Origin of the sequence: Burkholderia sp. S-53, assembly GCF_025560745.1 — a bacterium.
Lineage (GTDB): Bacteria > Pseudomonadota > Gammaproteobacteria > Burkholderiales > Burkholderiaceae > Burkholderia > Burkholderia pyrrocinia.
Genome location: NZ_CP090483.1, coordinates 653,769 through 679,027, shown reverse-complemented (window position 1 = coordinate 679,027; position 25,259 = coordinate 653,769). Strand labels below are relative to the sequence as shown.

Below are 25,259 nucleotides of genomic sequence, written 5' to 3'. Positions count from 1 at the left end.
GGTCAGTCGAGCGCCTTGTCGTTCGGGTTCGCGTACAGCTTCTTCATCGAATCGGACAGCGGGAAGTTCAGGTTCAGCCCCTTCGGCGGGATCGGGTTCTCGAACCACTTCGAGTAGATCTTCGCGGCTTCGCCCGACTTCTCGACTTGCGAGATCGCGTCGTCGACGACCTTCTTGAAGTCCGCATCGCCCTTGCGCATCATGCAGCCGTACGCTTCTTCCGATTGCGGCGTGCCGACGATCACCCACTCGCCCGGCTGCTTCGCCTTCGCGCGCTCGCCCGCGAGCAGCGCGTCATCCATCATGAACGCAACCGCGCGGCCCGATTCCAGCGTGTTGAACGAATCGCCGTGATCCTTCGCGCTGATGATGTTCATGCCCAACTGCTTGTCGTTGTTCATCTTGCGCAGCAGGCGCTCGGACGTCGTGCCGGCAGTGGTCACGACCGTCTTGCCCTTCAGGTCCGCGAAATCCTTGACGCCCGAATCCTTCTTCGTCATCAGGCGCGTGCCGATCACGAAGATCGTGTCGGAAAAGGCAGCCTGCTGCTGACGCTCGGTGTTGTTGGTCGTCGAGCCGCACTCGATGTCGACCGTGCCGTTCTGCACGAGCGGAATGCGGTTCTGCGACGTGACCGGGATGTTCTTCACCTGCAGGTTCGGCAGGTTCAGCTTCTTCTTCACCGCGTCGACCACCTTCAGCTGGAATTCGCGCGAATAGCCGACTACCTGCTGGCTCTGGTCGTAGTAGGAGAACGGGATCGACGATTCGCGGTGGCCCAGCGCGATCACGCCCGTGTCCTTGATCTTCTTCAGCGTGCCCGTCTCCTGAGCATGCGCGCCGCTTGCGAACGCGCAGAGCGCCGCGGCCATCAGGACTGCCTTGTGGTATTTCATTTTGGTCATCTCCTTGGCTAAAACCCGCGCCAGTGTATCAAAGTAATATTTTTGAAAGTACTGGTTGTTTACCGAACTACGAATCGCGCTGCCCGGCGCCTTCCTCCCGGCTCCGGGCCCCTTCCCGCGCCCCAATGCGCGCGCGGGCGGCACCGCATTCGGCACCGCCCGCGAGGGTTCATGTACGCAACCGGATGGATTGCGTCATGGCTAGATCATAGTCAATGATCAGGGGTAGAGGCCGCGCATTTCGCGCGCCATCAGGATGCGCTTGCACGCGACGATGAACGCCGCCGTACGCACCGTCACCTTGTGCTCTTCCGAGACCGCCCACACGCCGGCGAACGCTTCGCGCATCACGCGCTCGAGACGGTGATTGATCTCGTCTTCCGTCCAGAAGAAGCTCGAGAAATCCTGCACCCATTCGAAGTACGACACGGTCACGCCGCCCGCGTTCGCGATCACGTCGGGGATCACGAGCACGCCGTTCGCGCTCAGGATGTCGTCCGCGGCCGTCGTCGTCGGGCCGTTCGCGCCTTCGACGATGATCTTCGTGCGGATCTTCGCTGCGTTCTTCTCGGTGATCTGGTTTTCCAGTGCCGCCGGGATCAGGATGTCGGTCTCGACCGTCCAGAACTCGTCGTTCGGCATCGGCTCTGCGCCTTCGAAGCCCGCGACACCGCCCGTGCGTGCGACGTGGTCGAGCAGCTTGTTCGAATCGAGGCCGGCCGGCTGGTAGATCGTGCCCGTGTGATCCTGAACCGCGATCACCTTCGAGCCCGCTTCCTGGAACAGCTTCGCCGCGATGCCGCCGACGTTGCCGAAGCCCTGCACCGCGATGCGCGCGCCTGCGATTTCGAGGCCCTTCTTCTTCGCCGCTTCCGAACCGACGACGAACACGCCGCGGCCCGTTGCTTCCTTGCGGCCGAGCGAACCGCCGAGCGCGATCGGCTTGCCGGTCACGACGCCGGTCGACGTCTGGCCCTGGTTCATCGAGTAGGTGTCCATCATCCACGCCATCACCTGTTCGTTGGTGTTGACGTCCGGCGCCGGAATGTCGGTGTTCGGGCCGATGATGATGCCGATTTCGCTGGTGTAGCGGCGCGTCACGCGCTCGAGCTCACCACGCGACAGCTTGCGCGGGTCGACGCGGATACCGCCCTTCGCGCCGCCGTACGGCACGTTCACGGCCGCGTTCTTGACCGACATCCATGCGGACAACGCCATCACTTCCGACAGCGTCACGTCCTGGTGGTAGCGCACGCCGCCCTTGCCCGGGCCGCGCGACACGTTGTGCTGCACGCGATAGCCTTCGAAGTGCGCGACGGTGCCGTTGTCGAGCTCGATGGGGCAGTCGACGATCAGGATGCGCTTCGGACGCTTCAGCGTCTCGAGCCAGCGCGACAGCGAGCCGAGGTACGGCGCGACGCGATCGACTTGCTGAAGGTAGTTGCCCCACGGTCCGAGATCGTCGGCGTGCAGGTAGGACGGGATGGACTGCAATTGCGAAGACATGGATGCTCCAACGGTCAACAGGTGCGCACATTGTCGAAAAACCCGTTTTTTTTATCCAATGCCGTTTGCTTATTCGATTATGCGTTTCTTGCATGATCGCGATTTTTCGCAAATCCGCGGTCGATTTGCGCAAGAACGCACGCGATCGGTCATGTATCGCGTCCGAGAAAAATCGTGTTGTCGGGTGCGGGCCGGCTGCCGGTCAGCCGTCCGACAGGCGCCGCAAGGTCGCCGTCAGCCCGCCGCCATCAAGCGGCCACAATCAGGCGTCGGTATCGCGCAGCTCGTCGCGCACGACCTCCCACAGCGCGCGCACCAGCTTCTGGCGTGGATCGTCGCCCTGCAGCGCGAGCTTGTCGCAGTACAGCCGGATTTCCATCGTCAGCGTGAACGGATGCGCGCCGCCGCGCACCGACCGGTCGAGCCGGATCAGGCGACCACCGGCAACCGAGTCCTCGACCGCGCTGTGCGGCAGGAACGCGACGCCGTGGCCCGCAAGCGCCATCGCCTTCAGCCCTTCGGCCATGTCGGTTTCGTAGACGCGATCGAGGAACAGCCGGGTCGGCGCGTTCGCGACGATGACTTCCGTCATCCGGCCGAGATACGCGTTCGGCGTATACGACAGGTACGGCACGCGCGCGTCGGCCGTGCCGGGCAGCGTATAGCGCGGCCGGCCGGCGCGGCCGGGCGCCGAGAACGGGCTGATCGGCTCGCTGCCGAGGACCAGCATGTCGTAGCGCGCCGGGTCGAGTGCGACCGGATGGCTCGGATGGTGGTAACCCATCACGAGATCGCAGCCGCCCTCGACGAGCGACAGCACCGCGTCGTGCACGTTCAGCGCGCGCAGCCGCGTGTGGACCTGGCCCATCTTCGCCTCGATCCGCTGCAGCCAGCGCGGGAAATACGTGAGCGACAGCGTGTGCGGCACCGCGAACTCGATCGTCGGCACCGGCGCGCCGACGTGGCCGCGCAGCAGCGTGCGTGCCTCGTGCGCCTGCGACAGCATCGTCAGCGCCTGCTCGTAGAAGATCTGCCCGGCCTGCGTGAGCCGCGTCGGATAGACCGAACGATCGATCAGTTCGGTCGCGAGCCATGCCTCGAGCGCCTGGATGCGCCGCGAGAACGCCGGCTGCGACACGTGCCGCAGTTCGGCGGACCGGCTAAAGCTGCGCGTTTCCGCGAGCGAAACGAAGTCTTCGAGCCATTTCAGTTCCATGCAGGCGGGCGCGGCGGGCGGCGGTCGGGAAGAAGCCTGCATTCTACCGGCGGCCGGGCCCGGCCGGCGGCGTGGCGAGCGGCCCGGCGGCCCGCTGCGGACGGGCGCCGGCGCGGCGTTCGCCCGCGACGGCACCCGCCGGCCGGCCGCGGCCGGGATCGTCCCGCGCCGATGGTAAAATACCGGATTCTCCTCCCCTCGCTTGCCCCGGCTTCAAGGCCCGCCCGATCATGTCCGACACTCGTCCCGATACGCTTTTCGCCCTCACCGCGCTCTCGCCCATCGACGGCCGCTACGCCAGCAAGACCGAAGCGCTGCGCGACTGGCTCTCCGAAGCCGCCTTCATGCGCCACCGCGTCACCGTCGAGGTGCACTGGCTGATCGCGCTGTCGCGCGCCGGCTTCGCGGAAGTCCCGCGCTTCTCCGACGCCGCCGAGCAGTTCCTGCTGCAGCTCGCCGAGCGCTTCACCGCGCACGACGCCGCACGCATCAAGGAAATCGAGCGCGTGACGAACCACGACGTGAAGGCCGTCGAATACTGGCTGAAGGAATCGGTGAAGGGCCAGGCCGAACTCGAGAAGGCAAGCGAGTTCATCCACTTCGCGTGCACGTCCGAGGACATCAACAACACGTCGCACGGGATGATGCTCGCCGGCGCGCGCGAACACGTGATCGTGCCGGCGCTGCGCACGGTCTACCAGCGCCTCGTCGCGCTCGCGCACGCGCATGCCGAACAGCCGATGCTGTCGCGCACGCACGGCCAGCCGGCCAGCCCGACGACGCTCGGCAAGGAACTCGCGAACGTCGCCGCGCGTCTCGCGCGTGCGATCGCACGCATCGAGAAGGTCGAGATCCTCGGCAAGATGAACGGCGCGGTCGGCAACTTCAACGCGCATCTTTCCGCATATCCGGAATTCGACTGGGAAGCGTTCTCGCGCGACGTGATCGAGAACCGCCTGAAGCTCACGTTCAACCCGTACACGATCCAGATCGAGCCGCACGACTACATGGCCGAGCTGTTCGACGCGGTCGCACGCGCAAACACGATCCTGCTCGACCTCGACCGCGACGTGTGGGGCTACATCTCGGTCGGCTACTTCAAGCAGAAGACCAAGGCCGGTGAAATCGGCTCGTCGACGATGCCGCACAAGGTCAACCCGATCGACTTCGAAAACTCGGAAGGCAACCTCGGCCTCGCGAACGCGACGCTGCGCCACCTCGCCGACAAGCTGCCGGTGTCGCGCTGGCAGCGCGACCTGACCGACTCGACGGTGCTGCGCAACATGGGCGTCGCGCTCGGCTACTCGCTGCTCGCGTACGACTCGCTGATCCGCGGCCTCGACAAGCTCGAAGTGAACCCGCAGCGCCTGAACGAAGATCTCGACAACTGCTGGGAAGTGCTCGCCGAGCCGGTGCAGACGGTGATGCGCCGCTACGGCATCGAGAACCCGTACGAGCAGCTGAAGGAACTGACGCGCGGCAAGGGCATCACGCGCGAAGCGCTGCAGCAGTTCGTCGGCACGCTCGCGATCCCGCAGGACGCGAAGGATCGCCTGCTCGCGATGACGCCCGCGTCGTACATCGGCAAGGCCGTCGAACTCGCGAAGCGGATCGCATAAGCGCCGCCGTCGCCGGACGAACCAAAGCCCGATGCGAGCAATCGCATCGGGCTTTTTCCTTTTCGGGCGCTCAGAACGAAATCATCCGGCCCGGGTTGAGCGCACTCATCACGCTCATCGCGGCTTTCGCGGCCGGAATCGCGATCGGCGACAACTGTCGGCCGAGCGGAATCTCGCGATGGTCGATGCCGGTCAGCATCGAGAAATCGTCGTTGCGGCCGACGAAATCGTCGCAGATCGCCTTGCCGATCCGCACCGTCTGCGCGACGCCGTGGCCGCTCCAGCCCTGCACCATGTACATCGGCACGCGGCCGTCGGTCTTGCGGCTGTCGGTGGCGCCGTTCAGCGTGAAGTCGCTGACGCCGCTCCAGCAGTAATCGAGCGCGAAGCTGCCGTCCGCCTGCGGAAACACCGTGTTCAGCCGCGTCAGCAGATACGCGTTGACGTCGGGCTGCGCCCAGCAGGACCCGGTACCCTGCCCGCCGAACAGCAGGCGGTTGCCGCGCACCGGCCGGTAGTAGTCGATCTGGAACTGCGTGTCGTACACGGGCATGCCGGCCGGCATCAGCGTCGCGACATCGACGTCGAGCGGCGCCGTCACGCTCACGTACGTGAAGAACGGCACGGTCGTCGTGCCGCCGTCGTCGAGCAGGCGGAACGTCGTGTTGTGCAGCGCGAGCACGACGCCCTTGCGCGCGGTGATCGTGCCGCCCGGCGTCGTCGCGACGACGCCCGCGGGCGTCTCGTCGAGCTCGAGCACCTCGGTGCCCTCGAACAACGCGCCGCCGTTCAGCCGGAAGCCGTGCACGAGGCCGCGCACGAGCGCGAGCGGATGGATCTGGCCGCCGATCGCGTCGATCGCCGCGCCGTGGTACAGCCCCGAGCGCACGTATTCGTCGTGCAGCTGATGGCGGCCGACGAGCGTCACGCCCGCGTCGCCGAGATGGCGGCGCGCATCCGCGCCGTCGAGCAGCGCGCTCATGTGGCCGGGGTGGACGGCCGCGGTGACGTGGCCGCGCTTGCGATCGAGATCGAGCGCGTAACGCGCGCCGATCGCATCGATCAGGTCCATCGATTCGCCCGACGCGAAGCGCCACAGCCGCTTCGCATCGTCGTGCGACAGGTAATCGATCATGTCGGCCGCTTCCCAGCGCGCGAGGCCGGGCGTCAGCTGCCCGCCGTTGCGGCCCGATGCGGCCGAGCCGACGTGATGCTTGTCGACGAGGATCGTGTCGACGCCCGCTTCCGCTAGATGCAGCGCGGCCGATGCGCCGAGCAGGCCCGCGCCGATCACGAGCACGTCGCACACGGCATCGTGCGCGAGCGGCGCGCTGTTCGCATGGTGCGACAGCGACGCCTCGTACCAGTTGGCCGGGCGCTCGCCGTCGTGGCGGGACGGATCGCACCAGTTCCAGTTGTCTTTTTCGATGTTCAGTTGCGTTTCCACGAAACGCGATTCGCCCTGGATCAGGGGCTTGTGATTGAAAGTCATGATTGCACTTGCATGGTCTTGGGCCGCCTTCGAAGTGCCTGTTGGCTTCGCGGGTGGGGCAGCCGGTTCCACTTGGGTGTCAACGAGATAAAGGGCGCGATGGCCCGTGTTGACGGCGGGCACGCTCGTGCCGCCTGGGTCCCGGACCGTGCGAAAGCACGCATTGAAAAGTACCGGGACACCCAATTTCTACACCGCAGAAATAATTCTACAGTGTAGAATAAGCTTTCGTCAAGTTTACAGCCGGGCCTGTGCCGGCTGCCCGGTCCGATCGATGAAAGACAAACCCGCCCAGGGCCCGCGCGGCCTCGACAAGGACGCGATCGTCGCAGCCGCGCTCGCGCTGCTCGAAGACGTCGGCGAAGCCGCGTTCAGCGTGCGCAAGCTCGCGCAGTCGGTCGGCTGCGACCCGATGAGCGTGCTGTATCACTTCAAGTCGAAGGATGGCCTGAGCCGCGCGATCGCGAACGCGCTGTCGCGCTCGCTCGTGCCGGTCGACCCCACCTTGCCGTGGCGCGAGCGGCTGCGCGACCTCGCGCGCCAGTACCGCGCGCTCGCGCTGCGCCACCCGGCCGCGTTCGCGCTCCTGCAGCGCCACATGAGCACAGGGCCGGCCGATCTCGCGCACATCGAGGCCGTGCATCGCGCACTGGTCGACGCCGGCATCCCGCGCGCGGCGCTGCCGTCGGTGTGCGTCGGCTGGTATGCGAGCGTGATCGGGCTCGCCGCCGCCGAGGCCGGCGGTCTCACGCGGCCCGCGAACGACGTGGAGCTGGAGGAGATGAACGCACTGTCGGACACCGAGCATCCGCTCGTCCGGTCCGCCGCCCCGCTCTATGCACAGCTCGATCCGGAGATCGTGCACGACACGATGCTCGACGTGCTGCTCGACGGCATCGCGAAGCGCGCGCACGCGGCCTGACCGGCTGGCGCGCCGCCAACGAAAAGGCGCCCCGAAGGGCGCCTTTGTCATGACGATTGCCGCGAACCGTGCTCAGTGCTGATGCGCGATGTCGATCTTCAGCATCACCTGATCGACGATCTGTTCGGGCGTCAGCTCGATGCTGACCACGATCGCTTCGTCCGGGCCCGGCTCCTCGAGCGTGTCGAGCTGGCTCTTCAGCAGCGACGGATCGAAGAAATGGCCGGTGCGGGTCTTCAGGCGCTCGTGCAACACCTCGAACGAACCCTTCAGATACACGAACCGCACGTCGGTGTCGGTGCCGCGCAGCACGTCGCGGTACGAACGCTTCAGCGACGAACACGTGAACACGGCCGTCTCGCCCGCGCGCTGCTTTTCCTCGATGGCCTCGCGGATCGAGCGCAGCCACGGCCAACGGTCGTCGTCGGTCAGCGGAATGCCGTTGTGCATCTTTTCCTTGTTCGCCGCGCTGTGAAACGCGTCGCCGTCGGTATAGCTGCACGACAGGCGTTCCGCCAGCATTTCGCCGATTCGCGACTTGCCCGCGCCCGACACGCCCATTGCGATCAGAATCATTGACTACCCCTTGTTACAAAACCATGCTCAGCAGCAGCGTGAAGCTCAGGCCGAGCACCGAGATGATCGTTTCGAGCAGCGTCCACGTCTTGAACGTCTGGCCGACCGTCATCCCGAAATATTCCTTGATCAGCCAGAAGCCGCCGTCGTTCACGTGCGAGAAGATCAGCGAGCCCGAGCCCGTCGCGAGCACCAGCAGTTCCGGACGGACCGCCGCGCCCGACGCCGCCGCGATCGGTGCGACGATGCCGCAGGCCGTCGTCATCGCGACCGTTGCCGAGCCCGTGGCCAGACGAATCAGCGCGGCGACGAACCAGCCGAGCAGCAGCGGCGACAGGTGCGCCTGGGTGGCGGTTGCGACGATCTGCTGCGAGATCCCGCTATCACGCAGGATACCGCCAAAGCCGCCGCCCGCGCCGACGATCAGCGTGATCCCGGCGATCGGTGCCAGGCACTCGCCGCAGAACTTCTGGATCTGGTCGCGGTTGAAGCCCTGCAGCTTGCCGAACGTGAAGAAGCTCACGAGCACGGCGATCAGCAGCGCGACGTCCGAGTTGCCGGCAAAGCGCAGCAGGTTGTTCGGCAGCGTCTTCGGCGCGAACAGCAGGTCGGCCCAGCTGCCGACCAGCATCAGGATCACCGGCAGCAGGATCGTGAACAGCGTGATGCCGAAGCCCGGCAGCTCGCGCTTCTTGCCTTCGGTGTGCGTGTCGACGAATTGCGCGGCGAGCGGGTTGTTCTCCGGCAGCTTCACGAACTTCGAGATCGTCAGCGCGAACAGCGGGCCCGCGACGATCGCGGTCGGCACGCCGACGATCAGGCCGAATGCGATTGTCTTGCCGATATCGGCGCCGTACTGCTGGACCGCGAGCAGCGCGGCCGGGTGCGGCGGGATCAGCCCGTGCACGACCGACAGGCCGGCCACCATCGGCAGGCCGACGACGAGCAGCGACTTGCCGGTGCGCTTCGCGACGTTGAACGCGATCGGGATCAGCAGCACGAAGCCGACTTCGAAGAACACCGGCAGGCCGACGATGATCGCGACGAACATCATCGCCCAGTGGATGTTCTTTTCACCGAACCAGTCGATCAGCGTGGTCGCGATCCGTTCGGCGCCGCCCGATTCGGCCATCATCTTGCCGAGCATCGTGCCGAGGCCGACGACGATCGCGATGTGGCCGAGCGTATTGCCGTTGCCCGTCTCGAACGACTTGACGATCTTGTCCATCGGCATCCCGACCACCAGGCCGAGGCCGAGCGACACGATGATGAGCACCAGGAACGGATAGATCTTGAACCGCGCGATCATCACGATCAACGCCACGATCGCGATCACGGTATAGATGAGCAGCATGCTGCCTTGGACAGCCCCCATGTGGACTCCTCCTTGGGATTATTCGAACCGGGCGGATCGTTGCGAGTATGCCCGGCTATGCAGGTCTCCGAAACAGCGGGGAGACCCCCACCGTCAGGACGCTGAATTTTACTTATCTTTACGGCCCGCGGATAGAACCGGTTCCATCAGCAAAAACCCTCGGTAAAACAAGCATTAAGCGCTTGTTTCACGAGGGTCAGACTACCATTTAGTACAAGTCTTAACGGGGGAGCTGGCTCGCGGCTTGCGCGAGACGCGTGACTTCGGCCCAGTCCTGCGCGGCGAGCGCGGCCTTCGGCGTGAGCCACGAGCCGCCGACGCACACGACGTTCGGCAGCTTCAGGAAATTCGGCGCGGTGTCGACCGTAATGCCGCCCGTCGGGCAGAACTTCAGCGCCGGGAACGGGCCGTGGAAGGCCTGCAGCATCGGCACGCCGCCGGCCTGCTGCGCGGGGAAGAACTTCACGATCTCGTAGCCGAATTCGAGTGCCTGGATGATGTCGCTCGGCGTCATCACGCCCGGCAGCAGAGGCAGGCCCGCGTCGAGCGACGCGAGGTGCAGGTCCTTCGTCAGGCCCGGCGACACGCCGAACTTCGCGCCGGCCTTCTTCGCCTGCGCGCAGTGCTCGGGCTTCGTGATCGTGCCGACGCCGACGACGATGTCGTCCGCGAGCTGGCTCGCGCGCTGGATCGCCTCCAGGCCGGCCGGCGTGCGCAGCGTGATCTCGAGCACCTTCACGCCGCCCGCGTGCAACGCACGCGACACGTGTTCGCCCTGCTCGACCGAGTCGAATGCGAGCACCGGAATGACCGGGCCCAGCTTCACGATTTCAGCAATCGTCTTCATCAAATTCGCTCCTTGAAATTCATGCGTCGACGCGGACGGCCGTTTCGCCGACCAGCGTCCCGAAAACCGATGCGCCCTGCTCGGCCGGCGCCGCGGCCGCGCGGAACACGCCGAACAGTTCGCGTCCGAAACCGACCTCGTTCTCGGCCTGGTGCAGCGGCTGCGCGACCGGGCGCGCGTGCCACTCGGCGGCGTCGACGTCGATGTCGAGCACGCCGGCTTCCGCGTCGATCACGAGCGTGTCGCCCGTCTTCACCTTGCCGAGCGGGCCGGCCAGCAGCGCTTCCGGCGACACGTGGATCACGGCCGGCACCTTGCCCGACGCGCCCGACATGCGGCCGTCGGTCACCAGCGCGACGTGGAAGCCCTGATCCTGCAGCACGCCGAGCAGCGGCGTCAAACGGTGCAGCTCGGGCATCCCGTTCGCGCGCGCGCCCTGGAAGCGCACGACCGCGACGAAATCGCGCTTCAGCTCGCCGCGATCGAACGCTTCCTGCACGGCTTCCTGCGAATCGAACACGATCGCGGGCGCCGTCACCTTGCGGTGTTCGGGCGCGACCGCCGAAATCTTGATCACGCCGCGGCCGAGCCGGCCCTGCATCAGGCGCAGGCCGCCGTCCGGCTGGAACGGTTCGCGGATGCCGCGCAGCACCTTCGTGTCGTGGCTCTCGGCCGCGCCGTCGACCCACGCGAGCTTGCCGTCGATCAGCTTCGGCTCCTTCGTGTAGTGCGACAGCCCCTTGCCGGCAACCGTCGTCACGTCCTCGTGCAGCAGCCCGCCTTCGAGCAGGTTGCGCACCAGGAACGCGACGCCGCCCGCCGCGTGGAAATGGTTCACGTCGGCCTTGCCGTTCGGGTAGATCTTCGCGAGCAGCGGCACGACCGCCGACAGTTCGTCGAAATCGTTCCAGTCGATCAGGATGCCGGCCGCGCGCGCGATCGCGACGAGGTGCAGCGTGTGGTTGGTCGAACCGCCCGTCGCGAGCAGCGCGACGATCCCGTTGACGATCGCCTTCTCGTCGATCACATGGCCGATCGGCGTGTACTGGCCGCGCTCGACGGTCAGGTCGAGCACGCGGCGCGCGGCCTCGGCCGTCAGCGCGGTGCGCAGCGGCGTGTGCGGATGGACGAACGCCGAACCCGGCAGGTGCAGGCCCATCAGCTCCATCAGCATCTGGTTGCTGTTCGCGGTGCCGTAGAACGTGCAGGTGCCGTGGCCGTGATACGCGGCCGATTCGGCTTCGAGCAGCGCGTCGCGGCCAACCTGGCCGGTCGCGAACTGCTGGCGGATCTTCGCCTTGTCGTCGTTCGACAGGCCGCTCGTCATCGGGCCGGCCGGCACGAAGATGGTCGGCAGGTGGCCGAACTGCAGCGCGCCGATCAGGAGGCCCGGCACGATCTTGTCGCAGATGCCGAGGCACAGCGCCGCGTCGAACATGTTGTGCGTGAGCGCGATCGCCGTGCCCATCGCGATCGCCTCGCGCGAGAACAGCGACAGCTCCATCCCCGGGTTGCCCTGCGTAACGCCGTCGCACATCGCCGGCACGCCGCCCGCGAACTGCGCGACACCGCCGTTCTCGCGCGCGGCGACCTTGATGATGTCGGGGAAATCCTTGTAAGGCGCATGCGCGGACAGCATCTCGTTGTACGAGGACACGATGCCGATGTTCGGCTCGCGGATCGTCTTGATCGCGAACTTGTCGCTGCCCTCGAGGCCCGCGAAGCCGTGCGCGAGGTTCGCGCAGGACAGCGCGCCGCGCGCCGGGAACTTGCCCTGCGCGCCGTCGATGCGCTGCAGATAGGCGGAACGGGTCGATTGGCTGCGGGCGATCACGCGTTCGGTGACCTTCGCCAGAGTGGGGTGCAGCGACGTCATGCTGGGCGCTCCTGTATGCCGGCCGACACCGGCGGTTGGAATCGTGGGGACGGTCGAATGCATCGACTGAACGAAGCCAGTCTAGTAGAAAAACTACACGCATGCAATGCGGATCGATTCGCGCGTAACCCTTACTCCCGCCACCAGTATGGCATCACCTAGTGAAAACCCTAATCACCACTCCAATCGCCTCGCCGGAAGCACCACGATAACGCTAGCATTTTCATGTAGATTTTCTACAATTCGATTGCGATACACTCGCTCATCCGAACCCGATTTCCATCTGCCGTCCCATGCTGCCTCGCATTGAAGCGATCCGCGCCGAGTTGCGCCCGTCCGAGCGCAAGCTCGCCGACTACATCCTCGCCGCGCCGCGCGAGGTGCTCGACCTCGCGATGACCGAGCTGTCGACGCGCGCGGGCGTCAGCCAGCCGACGATTGCGCGCTTCTGCCAGGCGCTCGGCTGCAGCGGTTTTCGCGAATTCAAGATCCGGCTCGCGCAGAGCGTCGCGCCGGGCGTGTCGTCGGTGTATCGCGACGTCGAGCCCGACGAACCGGCGCCCGGCATCATCGGCAAGGTGTTCGACCGCACGATCGGCGCGCTGATCGAGGTGCGCAACAGCCTGTCCGCGGGCAGCGTCGCCGATGCGATCGCGCTGCTGTCGAACGCGTCGCGGATCGAGTTCTACGGCGCCGGCGGCTCGGGCATCGCCGCGCAGGACATCCAGCACAAGTTCTTCCGGCTCGGCGTGCCGAGCGTTGCGTATTCGGATCCGCACACGTTCTCGATGTCGTCGGCGCTGCTCGGGCCGCACGACGTCGTCGTCGCGATCTCAAACACCGGCCGCACGCGCGACATCGTCGACGCCGCGCGCTCCGCGCTCGCGTGCGGCGCGAAAGTCGTCGCGATCACGCAGAGCCATTCGCCGCTCGCGAAGCTCGCGACGGTGAGCCTCGCGTCGAACGTCGCCGAGGAAACGGACGTGTTCTCGCCGATGACGTCGCGGATGTCGCATCTCGCGATCGGCGACATCCTCGCGGTCGGCGTCGCGCTGTCGCGCGGCCCAGCGCTGATGGAACGGGTCGGCCGCGCGAAGGAAGCGATCACGCGCCGGCGTATCGACGACGGCGCGAAGGATTGAACAAGCCATGCGGTAAGGCGCGTAAACGACAACGGCGCCCCGAAGGGCGCCGTTGCGCATGGATCGACGCCGGTACTCGCCGGCCGCACCTCGCCGGCCGCACCGCTCAAAACGGCTTGATCACGACCAGCGCGACCGCCGCGAGCATGCCGAGCACCGGCAGCTCGTTGAACACGCGATACCACTTGTCGGTGCGGCGGTTCTCGCCGCGCTCGAACACCCGCAGCAGGTGCCCGCAGTACGCGTGGTAGACGACGAGCAGCAGCACGACCGTCACCTTCGCGTGAATCCAGCCCTGCCCCTGCCCGATGCCGATCACGAGCCAGAGCCACAGCCCGCAGGCCAGCGCCGGCACCGCGATCATCGTCATGAAGCGGAACAGCTTGCGCGCCATCAGCAGCAGGCGTCGCACGGCGGCCGGATCGGTTTCCATGGCCAGGTTCACGTAGATGCGCGGCAGGTAGAACAGCCCCGCGAACCACGCGGCGATCAGAACGACATGGAACGTCTTGACCCAGAGCATTGCCATCGGTTGTGCGCCTCGCTTTACTGGCGGCCTTCGCCGTGTCCGAGCACGATGTACTTCAGCGACGTCAGCCCTTCCAGGCCCACGGGGCCGCGTGCGTGCAGCTTGTCGTTCGAGATGCCGATCTCCGCGCCGAGGCCGAATTCGAAGCCGTCCGCGAAGCGCGTCGACGCGTTGACCATCACGCTCGCCGAATCGACCTCGCGCAGGAAACGCATCGCGCGGTCGTGATCCTCGGTGACGATCGCATCCGTGTGATGCGAGCCGTACTGGTTGATGTGCTCGATCGCGGCGTCGAGGCCGTCGACGACCTTGATCGCGAGCACCGGCGCGAGGTATTCGGTGTGCCAGTCTTCCTCGGTCGCATCGACGAGCGGACCAATGCCCGCATCGGCGAGCACCGCGCGCGCGGCCGCATCGACGCGCAGCTCGACCTGCTTGTCGCGATACAGCTTGCCGAGCGGCGGCAGCAGCTTCGCCGCGATGCCGCTCGCGACGAGCAGCGTCTCCATCGTGTTGCAGGTGCCGTAGCGGTGCGTCTTCGCGTTGTCGCAGACGGTCAGCGCCTTGTCGAGATCGGCGCGATCGTCGACGTACACGTGGCAGATGCCGTCGAGGTGCTTGATCATCGGCACGCGCGCCTCGTTGATCAGGCGCTCGATCAGGCTCTTGCCGCCGCGCGGCACGATCACGTCGACGTATTCGGTCATCGTGATCAGCTTGCCGACCGCCGCGCGATCGGCCGTCGCGACGACCTGCACCGCGTCCTGCGGCAGGCCGGCTGCCGCGAGCCCTTCGCCGATCAGCTTCGCGAGCGCCGCGTTCGATTCGAGCGCTTCGGAGCCGCCGCGCAGGATCGTTGCGTTGCCCGACTTCAGGCACAGCGCGGCCGCGTCGATCGTCACGTTCGGGCGCGACTCGTAGATGATGCCGATCACGCCGAGCGGCACGCGCATCTGGCCGACCTGGATCCCGCTCGGGCGGTACTTGAGGTTGCCGATCTCGCCGATCGGATCGGCCAGCGACGCGACCTGGCGCAGGCCTTCGACCATCGTCTTCAGCGCCTTGTCGGACAGCGTCAGGCGGTCGACGAATGCTGCATCGAGCCCCTTTTCACGGGCGCGGGCGACGTCGCGCGCGTTCGCGTCCTTCAGCGCCTGCGCGTCGCGTTCGATCGCGCGGGCCACGGCGTCGAGCGCCGCGTTCTTCGCGGCCGTGCTGGCGCGCGCCATCGCGCGGGAAGCGTGCCGGGCGCGACGGCCCAGGTCGGTCATGTACTGATCGATATCCATCGTGTGACTCGAGAAGCGAGCCGCGCTGGGCGGCATGAATTCGTGGGGAGCGTGGAGGCCATCCGCGGGACGGCGATCCGGGCGCGGCGGCCGAAAAGCCGCCCCGACTATCGAAGTATTGTAAGCGGGTTGCGCAGCGCGCGCAGAAGGCCCGAACGGGACCTAGCGTCGCACGCGACCCGCGGTCGGCGGTCGCTCGCCGCGCGCGCCCGCGACCGTCATCGCGAGCTGGAACAGCCCGTCCCACGGATCGGGCGGCGGTTCGTCCTGCGTGCGGCGACCCGGCACGACGGCCGTAAGCCCCTTGACCTGCCGGTCGAGCTTCGCGGCGAATGCAAGCGCCTTCTCGAGCACGGGTTCCGACACGCGATTCAGCGCGGGGCCGATCAGCCGCTCACGCGGGCCCCACACGCGGTTCTCGCGCAGCAGCGTCGCCAGCGGCTTGCCGGCCGTCGCGCCGCGCTTGATCCGCAGCAGCGTGCGCAACTCCTCGACGACGGCCCACATCACGAGCACGATCGCCTCGCCCTCGCCCTTCAGCCCGTCGATCATCCGCGCGAGCCGCGCGGCGTCGCCGGCAAGCATCGCTTCGTTCAGCTTGAACACGTCGTAGCGCGCGACGTTCAGCACCGCATCGTGCACCTGCTCGAACGACAGCGCGCCCTGCGGATACAGCAGCCCGAGTTTCTGGATTTCCTGGTGTGCGGCGAGCAGGTTGCCTTCGACGCGCTCAGTGATGAACTGCAATGCGCGCCGCCCGTCGTCGCCGGCCGCGACCCGCTGGCCCTGCATCGACAGACGCTGGCCGATCCAGTTCGGCAGTTGCGCGCGGTCGACCGGATCGATCTTCAGCGCGACGCCGCCGTTCTGCAGCGCGGTAAACCATGCGGATTTCTGCGTGGCCGCGTCGAGACGCGGCAACGTGACGAGCATCAGCGCATCGGGATTCGGCGTGGCCGCGAGCGTCTTCAGCGCATCCGCGCCTTCCTTGCCGGGCTTGCCCGACGGAATGCGCAGCTCGATCAGCTGGCGCTCGCCGAACAGCGACATCGCCTGGGTCGCGCCGAGCAGCACGCTCCAGTCGAAGCCGCGCTCGACCGTATGCACCGACCGCTCGGTGAAGCCGGCCGCGCGCGCGGCCGCACGAATGCGGTCGCACGCTTCCTGCGCGAGCAGCGGCTCGTCGCCGTAGACGGTATAGAGCCCGGCCAACCCCTTCGCGAGGTGCGGCTCCAGCGCATCAAGTCGCAATTGCATCGGTGCGTGCGCCGTCGATCAGAGCGGCGGCGGCGGCAGCGGCGCGCGCGGCGAGACGCCCGGCACCACGTCCTCCGGCGCCGGCGTCAGCGAGTGGACGATCGCGAGACGCCGCATCAACTGGTCGACCGCATCGTTCTGCATGTCGCCGTACAGGATGTCGGCTTCCTGCGCCTTCGCGTTCGTGTACTGGTCGCTGTACGTCATCGCGCGGTTCAGCGCGATCGCGCTCGTCGGGATCAGCACGGTGCCGTCCTTGCTCGTCAGCGTGTAGTTCAGCGTATAGAACAGCGCGTATTCCTGCGCCGACCCGTACTTGTTGAGTGTCAGCGTGTTCTGCCCGCGCGACTCCCACATGCGCAGCACGGCGTCGGCGTCGTCCGCCGACTTGACGATCTTCGTGTCGCTGCCGGCCTCGACGAGACGCGTGAGCCGCGCCGCGACAGCCGCCGGCGCGCCGGCCACCAGCAGGTGCTTGAACGCATAGTCCTGCTGGCCGCGCAACTGGAAGCCGCATGCCGACAGCGCGACCGCGCTGCCGACGAGCATCAAAAACGATCTGCGGATCACCTTCGCTCCTTCTGGGTACGTCCGACGGCCGGCGGCCGTCAGACGACGATGTTCACGAGGCGGCCCGGCACGACGACGATCTTCTTCGCCGGCTTGCCGTCGCTGAACTTCGCGAACGCGTCGTCGGCCACTGCCGCGGCTTCGATCGCCTCGCGGCTCGCGTCCTTCGCGACCTTCAGCGCGCCGCGCACCTTGCCGTTCACCTGCAGCACGAGTTCGATCTCGGCCTGCTCGAGCGCGGCCTCGTCGACCTTCGGCCACGGCGCATCGAGCAGCGGGCCGAATTCGTCCGCGTAGCCGAGCGCCTTCCACAGCTCGAACGTGACGTGCGGCACGACCGGGTACAGCACGCGCAGCAGCACGCCGTACGTTTCGCGCAGCACGCCGGGCGTTGCGCCCTTCGCGCCGTCGACCGCATTCAGCATCTTCATCGCGGCCGACACGACCGTGTTGTACTGCAGGCGCTGGTAGTCGAAATCGGCCTGCTTCAGCACGCTGTAGATCTCGCGGCGCAGCGCCTTGTCGGCTTCGCCGAGCGCAGCCGCATCGAAGCCCGCGCGCGCGGCGAGCGCTTCGCGGTTCGCATGGCCGAAGCTCCACACGCGGCGCAGGAAGCGGCTCGCGCCCTCGACGCCCGCGCCCGACCACTCGAGCTGCTGCTCGGGCGGCGCGGCGAACATCGTGAACAGGCGCGCGGTATCGGCGCCGTACAGGTCGATCAGCACCTGCGGATCGACGCCGTTGTTCTTCGACTTCGACATCTTCTCGATGCCGCCGAGCACGACCGGCTCGCCGTCCGTGTTCAGCGTCGCGCCGACCGGGCGGCCCTTGTCGTCGTGCGTGACCGTCACGTCGGCCGGGTTGTACCAGGTCTTCTTGCCCGATGCGTCTTCGCGGTAGAACGTCTCGTTCAGCACCATCCCCTGCGTGAGCAGGTTCTTCGCCGGCTCGCCGAACTTCACGAGGCCGAGGTCGCGCATCACCTTGGTCCAGAAGCGCGAATACAGCAGGTGCAGGATCGCGTGCTCGATGCCGCCGATGTATTGGTCCATCGGCATCCAGTAGTCGGTGCGCGCGTCGACCATCGTCTCGGCGTCCGGCGCCGTGTAGCGCGAGAAGTACCACGACGAATCGACGAAGGTATCCATCGTGTCGGTTTCGCGCTTCGCGGCCGCGCCGCACTTCGGGCACGTGCAGTTCAGGAACGCTTCCGACTTCGCGAGCGGGTTGCCCGAGCCGTCCGGCACGAGGTCTTCCGGCAGCACGACGGGCAGATCCTGCTCCGGCACCGGCACGTCGCCGCACGACGGGCAGTGGATGATCGGGATCGGCGTGCCCCAGTAGCGCTGGCGCGATACGCCCCAGTCGCGCAGGCGCCACGTGACCTGCTTGTCGCCGAAACCGCCGGCGTTCAGGTCGGCCGCGATCGCGTCGACCGCATCCGCGTAGCGCAGGCCGTCGTACTTGCCGCTGTTCACGCAGGCCGCGACTTCCTTGTCGCCGTACCACTCCTGCCACGCGTCGAGCGAGTACGTCTGGCCTTCGGCCGCGATCACCTGCTTGATCGGCAGGTCGTACTTCTTCGCGAACGCGAAATCGCGCTCGTCGTGCGCGGGCACGCCCATCACCGCGCCTTCGCCATAGCTCATCAGCACGTAGTTGCCGATCCACACCTCGACGGGTTCGCCCGTCAGCGGGTGCGTGACCGAGAAGCCCGTCGCGACGCCCTTCTTCTCCATCGTCGCGACATCGGCCTCGGCGACGCCGCCGCGCTTGCATTCGTCGATGAACGCCAGCAGCTCGGGCTTGTCCTGGGCGAGGCGCGTGGCGAGCGGATGCTCGGCCGCGACCGCGCAGAACGTGACGCCCATGATCGTGTCGGCGCGCGTCGTGAACACGCGCAGCAGCTTCTTCTCGCCGTCGAGTTCGTACGGGAAGCCGAAGTTCACGCCGAAGCTCTTGCCGATCCAGTTCTGCTGCATGATCTTCACGCGCTCGGGCCAGCCGAGGCCGTCGAGATCGTTCAGCAGCTCATCCGCGTACTGCGTGATCCGCAGGTAGTACATCGGGATCTCGCGCTTCTCGACGAGCGCGCCCGAACGCCAGCCGCGGCCGTCGATCACCTGCTCGTTCGCGAGCACGGTCTGGTCGACCGGATCCCAGTTCACGGTGCCCGTCTTCTTGTACGCGATGCCCTTCTCGAGCATCTTCAGGAACAGCCACTGGTTCCACTTGTAATAGTCGGGCTTGCAGGTCGCGATCTCGCGCGACCAGTCGATCGCGAGGCCCATCGACTGCATCTGGCCCTTCATGTAGTCGATGTTGTCGTAGGTCCACTTCGCGGGCGGCACGCCGTTCGCCATCGCGGCGTTCTCGGCCGGCATCCCGAACGCATCCCAGCCCATCGGCATCAGCGTGTTGTAGCCGTTCATCCGCAGATAGCGGTACATCACGTCGTTGATCGTGTAGTTGCGCACGTGACCCATGTGCAGCTTGCCGGACGGGTACGGCAGCATCGACACGCAGTAGAACTTCGGCTTCTGCGAATCTTCCTTCGTCTTGTAGACATCGGCTGCGCGCCAGTCGCCCTGGGCGGCGGCTTCGACGTCGGCGGGTACGTATCTCTCGTGCATGGTGTGGTTCGGACTAGGCTTTAAGCGGCGCGACGGCTCGCGCGCAGGTGTGGATCGAAAATCGTGCTTGCCCGGCGGACATGCAGGTTCGCTGTTGCCGGCCCCGTTCACGGTTTCCGGGCATTTTCCGGGTAACCCGCAGCATGCCCGGGTAGCCTGGAAAATTCCGGGTTACCTGAAACAGCCTGCCAACCGGGAAAAACGTTGATTATACCGCCCGCGCCGACCCATTCGGCCGGTCTTGCGGCGGTCGGCCGATCGCGCGGCGGGTGTGGGCCGGCCGGACGATCCGCTCAGCGGTTCGCCGGCACGGCAGACGGCGCAGCGGAACCGCCCGCCTGCGGCGGCACGTCGGTCACGAAGCCGATCCGCACGAGGCCCGCGGCCTGCGCGGCGCCCATCACCTGCGCGATCACGTCGTAGCGCGTCGCGCGCGACGCACGCAGTCGCAGTTCGGGCGGGCTGCCGCCCGCGGCGGCGGCCCGGAAGCGCGCGGGCAGCGCGTCGAGCGCAACCGGCGCGTCGTCCCAGTACAGCTTGCCCGCGTCGTCGATCGACAGCGTCACGGATTGCGGCGTGTCGCGCGCGACGCTGGCCGCGACCTTCGGCAAGTCGAGCCGGATCGCGTGCGTCATCAGCGGCGCGGTAATGATGAAGATGACGAGCAGCACGAGCATCACGTCGATCAGCGGCGTCATGTTGATCTCCGCCATCGGCGCGGAGGTCTTGTGGTGCTCGAGCCCGCCGAATGCCATGGTCGTTCCTCCCGGGCCGGTGCGTCAGGCGTCCTGCGCGCACACGAATACGTGCAGGTCGCGCGCGAAGCCGTCGAGTTCCTCGGCGAGCTGCCGCACGAGCCGGCCGAGGATGTTGTAGGCCAGCACCGCCGGAATCGCGACGACGAGCCCGAACGCGGTCATGATCAGCGCCTCGCCGACCGGCCCCGCGACGTTCTCGATCTGCGCCTGCCCGCTCGCGGCGATGCTGCCGAGCGCGTGGTAGATGCCCCACACGGTGCCGAGCAGCCCGACGAACGGCGCGGTGCTGCCGATCGACGCGAGCAGCACCTGGCCGAATTCGAGACGCCGCTGCGAGCGCAGCATCGCATGGCGCAACGCACGCAGCACGCGTTCGCTGCGCTCCACGCGCGCGGCCAGCGCGGCCGGATCGTGGTCGTCGGCCGCGTCGCGCGCGGCTTCGGCGAGCGGCACGAACACGCGCTCGCGGTCGGCGCCGGCGAGCGCGGCGATGCCAGCGTCGAGCGACGGCGCACGCCAGAACGCGGCGAGCGCACGCGGCCCCTGCCGCTTCGCGCGGACCAGCAGCCAGGCTTTCATGAAGAGGAAGCACCAGCTGGCGACGGACATCGCCAGCAGCACATAGGCAACGGCATGCGTGATCGCATCGCCGCTTTCGAGGTAGTGGACAACGCCGGTGGGAATCGCCATCGGAGTTTCCCCGTTGGGTGTCAGCGCAGGCCGAGCACGTCCTGCATGTCGAACAGGCCGGCGCCGCGCGCCGACAGGAAGCGGACCGCACGCAGCGCGCCCTGCGCATACGACACGCGGCTCGACGACTTGTGCGTGATCTCGATGCGCTCGCCGATCCCGGCGAACAGCACGGTGTGATCGCCGACGATGTCGCCGCCGCGCACCGCGGCAAAGCCGATCGACGACGGATCGCGTTCGCCCGTCACGCCGTGGCGGCCGTACACCGCGCAATCGTCGAGCGAGCGCCCGAGCGCGCCGGCGACGGCTTCGCCCATCATCAGCGCGGTGCCCGACGGCGCATCGACCTTGTGGCGGTGATGCGCCTCGATGATCTCGATGTCGTAGCCGTGCGAGAAATGCTTTGCCGCGAATTCGAGCAGCTTCAGCGTGACGTTCACGCCGACGCTCATGTTCGCCGCGAACACGATGCCGATCTTGCCCGCAGCGGCCTGCAGTTCGGCCTTCTGTTCGGCGGTGAAGCCGGTCGTGCCGATCACGAGCTTCACGTCGTGGCGCAGCGCGGCCTCGATGTGCGCGATCGTGCCTTCCGGACGCGTGAAATCGATCAGGTAGTCGGCCTGCGCGAACACGGCGTCGAGGTCGTCGGTCAGCTTGATCCCGGTTTCCTTGCCGAGGAACGCGCCTGCGTCCTGGCCGAGGAACGGCGAATCGGCGCGGTCGAGCGCGCCGACGAGCTGGGCGTCGGGATCGTTGAGAACGGCTTCGATCAGCATCCGGCCCATTCGGCCCGATGCGCCGGCAATCGCAATCTTCATGGCTTTCTACACGACAGGTCTAAAGGCGGGCGGCGCTAGCCGCCCGGTTTCCGCACGCCGGCCGCTTACTGCGACTGGGCCGGCGCGGTGATCGGCTGGTTCTGCAGCGTGTCCGAGCCTTGCGGGCCGACCGGCGGCGACGCCTCGCTCGACACGTTCGGCTGCGGCGGACGATGGAACTGGAACTGCGGCTGGATCGCCGGCACCGCGCCCGGCGGCTGGCCGCCTGGCACCGGCGCACCGCCGGCAGCCTTCGTGGACGGCGTGAAGCGGCGCGCGCTCGAGCCCTGACCCGACACCTGGTTGGTCGCGCGGTTCGCCGCGCGGGCGGCCTGCGCGTTCGCATCCTGGTCGACCACCGCGCCGGACGCCGGCACGACGGACGGGCTGGCGACGGTGTCGGGCGCCGGCTCGCTCGCCGCTTGCGCAGCGCGCGCGGCAGCAGCCTCGGAAGCGGCCTTCGCCGCCGCGGCCGCCTTCGCCTTCCTGCCGCCGCGATCGCCGTCGATGTCGGCCAGCAGGTCGAGCTCGGACGGCAGGTTCTCGGCGCCCGTCCAGCCCGCCAGGCGATCGCCCGCGAAGGTCACGACGAGATCGCGCTGCTGGACGATCGCCGTCGAGCCGCGCTTGAAGTAGAAGAGGTAATCCCAGCGGTCGGCGTGGAACATGTCCGCCAGCAGCGGCGTGCCGAGCAATGCGCGCACCTGCTCGCGCGTCATGCCGACCTGCAGTTGTGCGGCCTTCTCCTGCGACACGAAGTTGCCCTGCACGACGGTGATCCGATAGGGCGTGATGCTCTGCGCGATGCGCTGCGTCACGCTGTCGTACGACGAACAACCAGCCAGCGCCGCAACGGCGGCGGCAGCGATGATGGCACTCCGCATGCGACTCCTCTGAAAGTGCGAAAGCGTTTCTGGGATCATTTCCTTCACCGTGCTGGCCCGCGTCGCGGGCCGCGCGTGTATCTGGAACGGCGAAAAGCCGGTAACATTGAAGCCCTGCATTGTACTCTAGGGATGCCTAGCCATGACCAATCCGACGGATCTCAAGAATATCGGGCTAAAGGCCACCCTACCGCGCCTCAAGATTCTCGAGATCTTCCAGCAGAGCCCCGTGCGCCACCTGACGGCCGAAGACGTCTACCGGAACCTGCTCAACGAGCAGCTCGACATCGGCCTCGCCACGGTCTACCGCGTGCTTACGCAGTTCGAGCAGGCCGGCCTGCTCACGCGCAGCAACTTCGAATCCGGCAAGGCCGTGTTCGAACTGAACGAAGGCTCGCACCACGACCACCTCGTGTGCCTCGATTGCGGCCGCGTCGAGGAATTCTTCGACGCCGAGATCGAAGGCCGCCAGCAGGCAATCGCGAAGGAGCGCGGTTTCCGGCTCCAGGAGCACTCGCTCGCGATGTACGGTTCCTGCACGACCGAGAACTGCCCGCACCGCAAGCACTGAATCGCGCCACCCGCGCACGCAGCACGGCCCGGCCGGCATCTCGCCGCCCGGGCCGTGTTCTTTTCGGGATCGTACCGCGCGCCGTGCGCGGGCCGGTTCGGAACGCTTACGAAAACCCTTCGGCGCTCGCGCGAAACCGGTATCCGGTTCCCGGCGCCGGGAACCGGACCCCGGCTGCGCGCCGCGTCAGGCCGTGCTCGCGCAGGCCGGCTCGAACTCGAGCGCCCACGCGTGGTCGAGCGGGATCTCGTCGCAGTTCGGCTGCGGGCCGCCGCGATCGACGATCACGAAATCGCTGACCGCGTCGAGCGCGAGCAGCGGATGGTGCCAGACGCCCTTCGCATAATTCACGCCCTGCCAGCCTTCGGCCAGGAACGCGCGCATCGCGTCGGGCCGGAATTCGCCGGCCGGCGCGACGACGATCGCGTAGCGCGACACGGCCGCGAGCGGGATGAACGCCTGGCTGCCGTGCGGATGGCGCTCCATCAGCGTGACCGCGACCGGCAGCGCGCGCGGTTGCGCGCGAAACACGCTGACGAGCGGCCGGCCGCCGTCCGCGCAGACGTCGATCGTCGCGAGATCGTGGAAACGCTCGGTCGTGCCGCCGTTGATCGGGAAATGCCGCGCGCCTTCGAGCGCGATCACGTCGCCGAACGGCGCGAACGCTTCGCGGGTCAGGCGCTCGACGCGCAGGATGTGTGCTCCGCTCATGCCGTTGCCCTCCTTCAAGCCGGCTCGCCCCACAGACGCAGGCGCGACACGCCGCCGTCCGGGAAGATGTTGAAACGCACGTGCGTGACGGGGCCGAGCGCCGCGAGCTGGTCGAACGTATGCACGTGGTCCATCGACAACTTCTGCTCGCCGAGCAATTCGGCCCAGAACATCGCCTGCGTGACCAGCGAATCGTCGGTGCCGCCCGCGACCCGCGCGGCCTGCAGCGAGCAGCGGTCGGGGAAGTTGCCCTTGAAGAACGCCGTATCGACCTCGACGCGCCGGATGATGCCCGGCCGTGCGAGCGCGACGATCGCCCAGTCGTTGCCGGGCTCGCGGCGGCGCCGCGTTTCCCAGCCGTCGCCCATGTTCGCGCCGCGCCCCGGCATCAGCATCTGCGATGCCGGGCCGAAGTGCTGGTTGTTCGCGGCCACCAGATAACCGCCGTTCTCGATCGCGGCGAGATCGACGAGTTCGCCGGCCGGCACATGGCGCCAGTCGCGCTGCGGCTGGCCGTACACGCGCAGCCGCGCGAGCCCGCCGTCCGGATACAGGTTCACGCGCAGGTGCGTGACCGGCTGCGCGTCGTCGACGCTTACGTAGTGATGCGAATTGCCCTGCAAGGTCGTCGCGGGGACGATCGTGCGCCATTCGGCGTCGTCGGGCGGCGTGTCGCCGTCGGCGACGCACGCCTCGATCGACGCGGCCGGCGGGAAGTTGCCGGTGAAGTGGCTCGTATCGAGATCGACACCGAAAATCACGCCCGGCCGCGCGAGGCGCACCACGCAGAAGTCGTGGCCGGTCGTGCGCTTGCGGCGCGTTTCCCAGCCGTCCATCCACTTGCCGTGGTCGTCGTACTTGCCGGGAATGAACACGGCCGGCTCGGGATTCAGCATGCGCTCTTTCGGCGCGAAGAACTCGTCGCTCGCAAACAATGCCCGCGCACCGAGGCGCGGGTCGGCGAGGTTCATGTAACGCCGCGTAAACGCCGGCGCGTTCGGATCGAGGATGGGGGCTGCCATGTCGTCTCCTGTCGATGAGAGTTAGCGCTTTAGCGGTTACTCTCATCCCAT

At 67.2% G+C, this 25,259-nt stretch carries 23 protein-coding genes; 4 read left to right on the top strand and 19 right to left on the bottom strand.

The window, feature by feature from the left end:
- Positions 1 to 2 precede the first annotated feature (2 nt).
- The 3 genes from LXM88_RS08175 to LXM88_RS08165 all read right to left on the bottom strand — a co-directional run bounded on the left by LXM88_RS08175 (position 3) and on the right by LXM88_RS08165 (position 3,627).
- Positions 3 to 896 carry a glutamate/aspartate ABC transporter substrate-binding protein gene (locus LXM88_RS08175; RefSeq protein WP_262540933.1) on the bottom strand — a complete coding sequence of 298 codons (894 nt, stop codon included), beginning with the start codon at positions 894 to 896 and terminating at the stop codon, positions 3 to 5.
- 228 nt (positions 897 to 1,124) lie between these two features.
- Positions 1,125 to 2,411 (bottom strand): Glu/Leu/Phe/Val family dehydrogenase, encoded by a 1,287-nt coding sequence (locus tag LXM88_RS08170; protein WP_262540931.1) that lies wholly within the window; start codon positions 2,409 to 2,411, stop codon positions 1,125 to 1,127.
- 262 nt (positions 2,412 to 2,673) lie between these two features.
- Positions 2,674 to 3,627 carry a LysR substrate-binding domain-containing protein gene (locus LXM88_RS08165; RefSeq protein ID WP_262540929.1) on the bottom strand — a complete coding sequence of 318 codons (954 nt, stop codon included), beginning with the start codon at positions 3,625 to 3,627 and terminating at the stop codon, positions 2,674 to 2,676.
- 230 nt (positions 3,628 to 3,857) lie between these two features.
- Between LXM88_RS08165 and purB the strand changes: the two genes are divergently transcribed.
- Positions 3,858 to 5,246, top strand: coding sequence for an adenylosuccinate lyase (gene purB, locus LXM88_RS08160; protein WP_174383532.1), 1,389 nt, complete (start codon positions 3,858 to 3,860; stop codon positions 5,244 to 5,246).
- Positions 5,247 to 5,316: 70 nt separating this feature from the next.
- Here purB and LXM88_RS08155 read toward each other — a convergent pair whose 3' ends face one another.
- Entirely contained in the window at positions 5,317 to 6,738 is a 1,422-nt protein-coding gene (locus LXM88_RS08155) for an NAD(P)/FAD-dependent oxidoreductase (RefSeq protein ID WP_262540925.1), read from the bottom strand.
- A 274-nt stretch (positions 6,739 to 7,012) separates the two neighbouring features.
- On the opposite strand from LXM88_RS08155, the gene LXM88_RS08150 reads away from it, so the two are divergent.
- Positions 7,013 to 7,660, top strand: coding sequence for a TetR/AcrR family transcriptional regulator (locus LXM88_RS08150; protein WP_262540923.1), 648 nt, complete (start codon positions 7,013 to 7,015; stop codon positions 7,658 to 7,660).
- Positions 7,661 to 7,732: 72 nt separating this feature from the next.
- Here LXM88_RS08150 and LXM88_RS08145 read toward each other — a convergent pair whose 3' ends face one another.
- The 4 genes from LXM88_RS08145 to edd form a co-directional block, all read right to left on the bottom strand.
- Entirely contained in the window at positions 7,733 to 8,236 is a 504-nt protein-coding gene (locus LXM88_RS08145) for a gluconokinase (protein ID WP_065500789.1), read from the bottom strand.
- 13 nt (positions 8,237 to 8,249) lie between these two features.
- Positions 8,250 to 9,611 carry a GntP family permease gene (locus LXM88_RS08140; protein ID WP_059687156.1) on the bottom strand — a complete coding sequence of 454 codons (1,362 nt, stop codon included), beginning with the start codon at positions 9,609 to 9,611 and terminating at the stop codon, positions 8,250 to 8,252.
- Between the two features lie 220 nt (positions 9,612 to 9,831).
- Positions 9,832 to 10,458 carry a bifunctional 4-hydroxy-2-oxoglutarate aldolase/2-dehydro-3-deoxy-phosphogluconate aldolase gene (gene eda / locus LXM88_RS08135; RefSeq protein ID WP_034182721.1) on the bottom strand — a complete coding sequence of 209 codons (627 nt, stop codon included), beginning with the start codon at positions 10,456 to 10,458 and terminating at the stop codon, positions 9,832 to 9,834.
- A 19-nt stretch (positions 10,459 to 10,477) separates the two neighbouring features.
- Positions 10,478 to 12,334, bottom strand: a complete 1,857-nt coding sequence (edd, locus tag LXM88_RS08130) for a phosphogluconate dehydratase (RefSeq protein WP_262540916.1) — start codon at positions 12,332 to 12,334, stop codon at positions 10,478 to 10,480.
- Between the two features lie 293 nt (positions 12,335 to 12,627).
- Here edd and LXM88_RS08125 point away from each other — a divergent pair, with 293 nt between their 5' ends.
- Positions 12,628 to 13,476 carry a MurR/RpiR family transcriptional regulator gene (locus LXM88_RS08125; protein WP_011350936.1) on the top strand — a complete coding sequence of 283 codons (849 nt, stop codon included), beginning with the start codon at positions 12,628 to 12,630 and terminating at the stop codon, positions 13,474 to 13,476.
- 106 nt (positions 13,477 to 13,582) lie between these two features.
- Here LXM88_RS08125 and LXM88_RS08120 read toward each other — a convergent pair whose 3' ends face one another.
- The 9 genes from LXM88_RS08120 to bamE all read right to left on the bottom strand — a co-directional run bounded on the left by LXM88_RS08120 (position 13,583) and on the right by bamE (position 22,904).
- Positions 13,583 to 14,005, bottom strand: coding sequence for a CopD family protein (locus tag LXM88_RS08120; RefSeq protein WP_262540914.1), 423 nt, complete (start codon positions 14,003 to 14,005; stop codon positions 13,583 to 13,585).
- A 17-nt stretch (positions 14,006 to 14,022) separates the two neighbouring features.
- Positions 14,023 to 15,294 carry a glutamate-5-semialdehyde dehydrogenase gene (locus LXM88_RS08115; protein WP_262540912.1) on the bottom strand — a complete coding sequence of 424 codons (1,272 nt, stop codon included), beginning with the start codon at positions 15,292 to 15,294 and terminating at the stop codon, positions 14,023 to 14,025.
- A gap of 162 nt (positions 15,295 to 15,456) precedes the next feature.
- Positions 15,457 to 16,551 (bottom strand): DNA polymerase III subunit delta, encoded by a 1,095-nt coding sequence (holA, locus tag LXM88_RS08110; RefSeq protein ID WP_262540910.1) that lies wholly within the window; start codon positions 16,549 to 16,551, stop codon positions 15,457 to 15,459.
- 18 nt (positions 16,552 to 16,569) lie between these two features.
- Positions 16,570 to 17,121: an LPS-assembly lipoprotein LptE gene (locus LXM88_RS08105; protein WP_262540909.1), complete on the bottom strand. Its 552-nt coding sequence runs from the start codon at positions 17,119 to 17,121 to the stop codon at positions 16,570 to 16,572.
- Between the two features lie 38 nt (positions 17,122 to 17,159).
- Positions 17,160 to 19,754, bottom strand: coding sequence for a leucine--tRNA ligase (gene leuS, locus LXM88_RS08100; protein ID WP_262540907.1), 2,595 nt, complete (start codon positions 19,752 to 19,754; stop codon positions 17,160 to 17,162).
- Between the two features lie 293 nt (positions 19,755 to 20,047).
- Positions 20,048 to 20,509: an ExbD/TolR family protein gene (locus LXM88_RS08095; protein WP_262540905.1), complete on the bottom strand. Its 462-nt coding sequence runs from the start codon at positions 20,507 to 20,509 to the stop codon at positions 20,048 to 20,050.
- Positions 20,510 to 20,533: 24 nt separating this feature from the next.
- Positions 20,534 to 21,202, bottom strand: coding sequence for a MotA/TolQ/ExbB proton channel family protein (locus tag LXM88_RS08090; protein WP_262540904.1), 669 nt, complete (start codon positions 21,200 to 21,202; stop codon positions 20,534 to 20,536).
- 20 nt (positions 21,203 to 21,222) lie between these two features.
- Positions 21,223 to 22,020 carry a 4-hydroxy-tetrahydrodipicolinate reductase gene (gene dapB / locus LXM88_RS08085; RefSeq protein ID WP_096472441.1) on the bottom strand — a complete coding sequence of 266 codons (798 nt, stop codon included), beginning with the start codon at positions 22,018 to 22,020 and terminating at the stop codon, positions 21,223 to 21,225.
- 65 nt (positions 22,021 to 22,085) lie between these two features.
- Entirely contained in the window at positions 22,086 to 22,904 is an 819-nt protein-coding gene (bamE, locus tag LXM88_RS08080) for an outer membrane protein assembly factor BamE (RefSeq protein ID WP_262540903.1), read from the bottom strand.
- A 142-nt stretch (positions 22,905 to 23,046) separates the two neighbouring features.
- On the opposite strand from bamE, the gene fur reads away from it, so the two are divergent.
- The gene (gene fur, locus LXM88_RS08075; RefSeq protein WP_011350926.1) at positions 23,047 to 23,475 is read left to right on the top strand and encodes a ferric iron uptake transcriptional regulator; all 429 of its coding nucleotides are present in this window, start codon (positions 23,047 to 23,049) and stop codon (positions 23,473 to 23,475) included.
- 186 nt (positions 23,476 to 23,661) lie between these two features.
- Here the strand turns inward: fur and LXM88_RS08070 are convergent, their stop codons facing one another.
- A complete protein-coding gene (locus tag LXM88_RS08070; RefSeq protein ID WP_262540897.1) occupies positions 23,662 to 24,186 on the bottom strand; it encodes an ureidoglycolate lyase in 525 nt (174 codons plus the stop codon).
- A gap of 14 nt (positions 24,187 to 24,200) precedes the next feature.
- Positions 24,201 to 25,208: an allantoicase gene (gene alc, locus LXM88_RS08065; protein WP_262540896.1), complete on the bottom strand. Its 1,008-nt coding sequence runs from the start codon at positions 25,206 to 25,208 to the stop codon at positions 24,201 to 24,203.
- Positions 25,209 to 25,259: the final 51 nt, after the last annotated feature.

Coding starts and splice junctions, on each gene's coding strand:
- LXM88_RS08175 (WP_262540933.1), bottom strand. CDS start 896: ATGAAATACCACAAGGCAGTCCTGATGGCCGCGGCGCTCTGCGCGTTC.
- LXM88_RS08170 (WP_262540931.1), bottom strand. CDS start 2,411: ATGTCTTCGCAATTGCAGTCCATCCCGTCCTACCTGCACGCCGACGAT.
- LXM88_RS08165 (WP_262540929.1), bottom strand. CDS start 3,627: ATGGAACTGAAATGGCTCGAAGACTTCGTTTCGCTCGCGGAAACGCGC.
- purB (WP_174383532.1), top strand. CDS start 3,858: ATGTCCGACACTCGTCCCGATACGCTTTTCGCCCTCACCGCGCTCTCG.
- LXM88_RS08155 (WP_262540925.1), bottom strand. CDS start 6,738: ATGACTTTCAATCACAAGCCCCTGATCCAGGGCGAATCGCGTTTCGTG.
- LXM88_RS08150 (WP_262540923.1), top strand. CDS start 7,013: ATGAAAGACAAACCCGCCCAGGGCCCGCGCGGCCTCGACAAGGACGCG.
- LXM88_RS08145 (WP_065500789.1), bottom strand. CDS start 8,236: ATGATTCTGATCGCAATGGGCGTGTCGGGCGCGGGCAAGTCGCGAATC.
- LXM88_RS08140 (WP_059687156.1), bottom strand. CDS start 9,611: ATGGGGGCTGTCCAAGGCAGCATGCTGCTCATCTATACCGTGATCGCG.
- eda (WP_034182721.1), bottom strand. CDS start 10,458: ATGAAGACGATTGCTGAAATCGTGAAGCTGGGCCCGGTCATTCCGGTG.
- edd (WP_262540916.1), bottom strand. CDS start 12,334: ATGACGTCGCTGCACCCCACTCTGGCGAAGGTCACCGAACGCGTGATC.
- LXM88_RS08125 (WP_011350936.1), top strand. CDS start 12,628: ATGCTGCCTCGCATTGAAGCGATCCGCGCCGAGTTGCGCCCGTCCGAG.
- LXM88_RS08120 (WP_262540914.1), bottom strand. CDS start 14,005: ATGGCAATGCTCTGGGTCAAGACGTTCCATGTCGTTCTGATCGCCGCG.
- LXM88_RS08115 (WP_262540912.1), bottom strand. CDS start 15,294: ATGGATATCGATCAGTACATGACCGACCTGGGCCGTCGCGCCCGGCAC.
- holA (WP_262540910.1), bottom strand. CDS start 16,551: ATGCAATTGCGACTTGATGCGCTGGAGCCGCACCTCGCGAAGGGGTTG.
- leuS (WP_262540907.1), bottom strand. CDS start 19,754: ATGCACGAGAGATACGTACCCGCCGACGTCGAAGCCGCCGCCCAGGGC.
- LXM88_RS08095 (WP_262540905.1), bottom strand. CDS start 20,509: ATGGCATTCGGCGGGCTCGAGCACCACAAGACCTCCGCGCCGATGGCG.
- LXM88_RS08090 (WP_262540904.1), bottom strand. CDS start 21,202: ATGGCGATTCCCACCGGCGTTGTCCACTACCTCGAAAGCGGCGATGCG.
- dapB (WP_096472441.1), bottom strand. CDS start 22,020: ATGAAGATTGCGATTGCCGGCGCATCGGGCCGAATGGGCCGGATGCTG.
- bamE (WP_262540903.1), bottom strand. CDS start 22,904: ATGCGGAGTGCCATCATCGCTGCCGCCGCCGTTGCGGCGCTGGCTGGT.
- fur (WP_011350926.1), top strand. CDS start 23,047: ATGACCAATCCGACGGATCTCAAGAATATCGGGCTAAAGGCCACCCTA.
- LXM88_RS08070 (WP_262540897.1), bottom strand. CDS start 24,186: ATGAGCGGAGCACACATCCTGCGCGTCGAGCGCCTGACCCGCGAAGCG.
- alc (WP_262540896.1), bottom strand. CDS start 25,208: ATGGCAGCCCCCATCCTCGATCCGAACGCGCCGGCGTTTACGCGGCGT.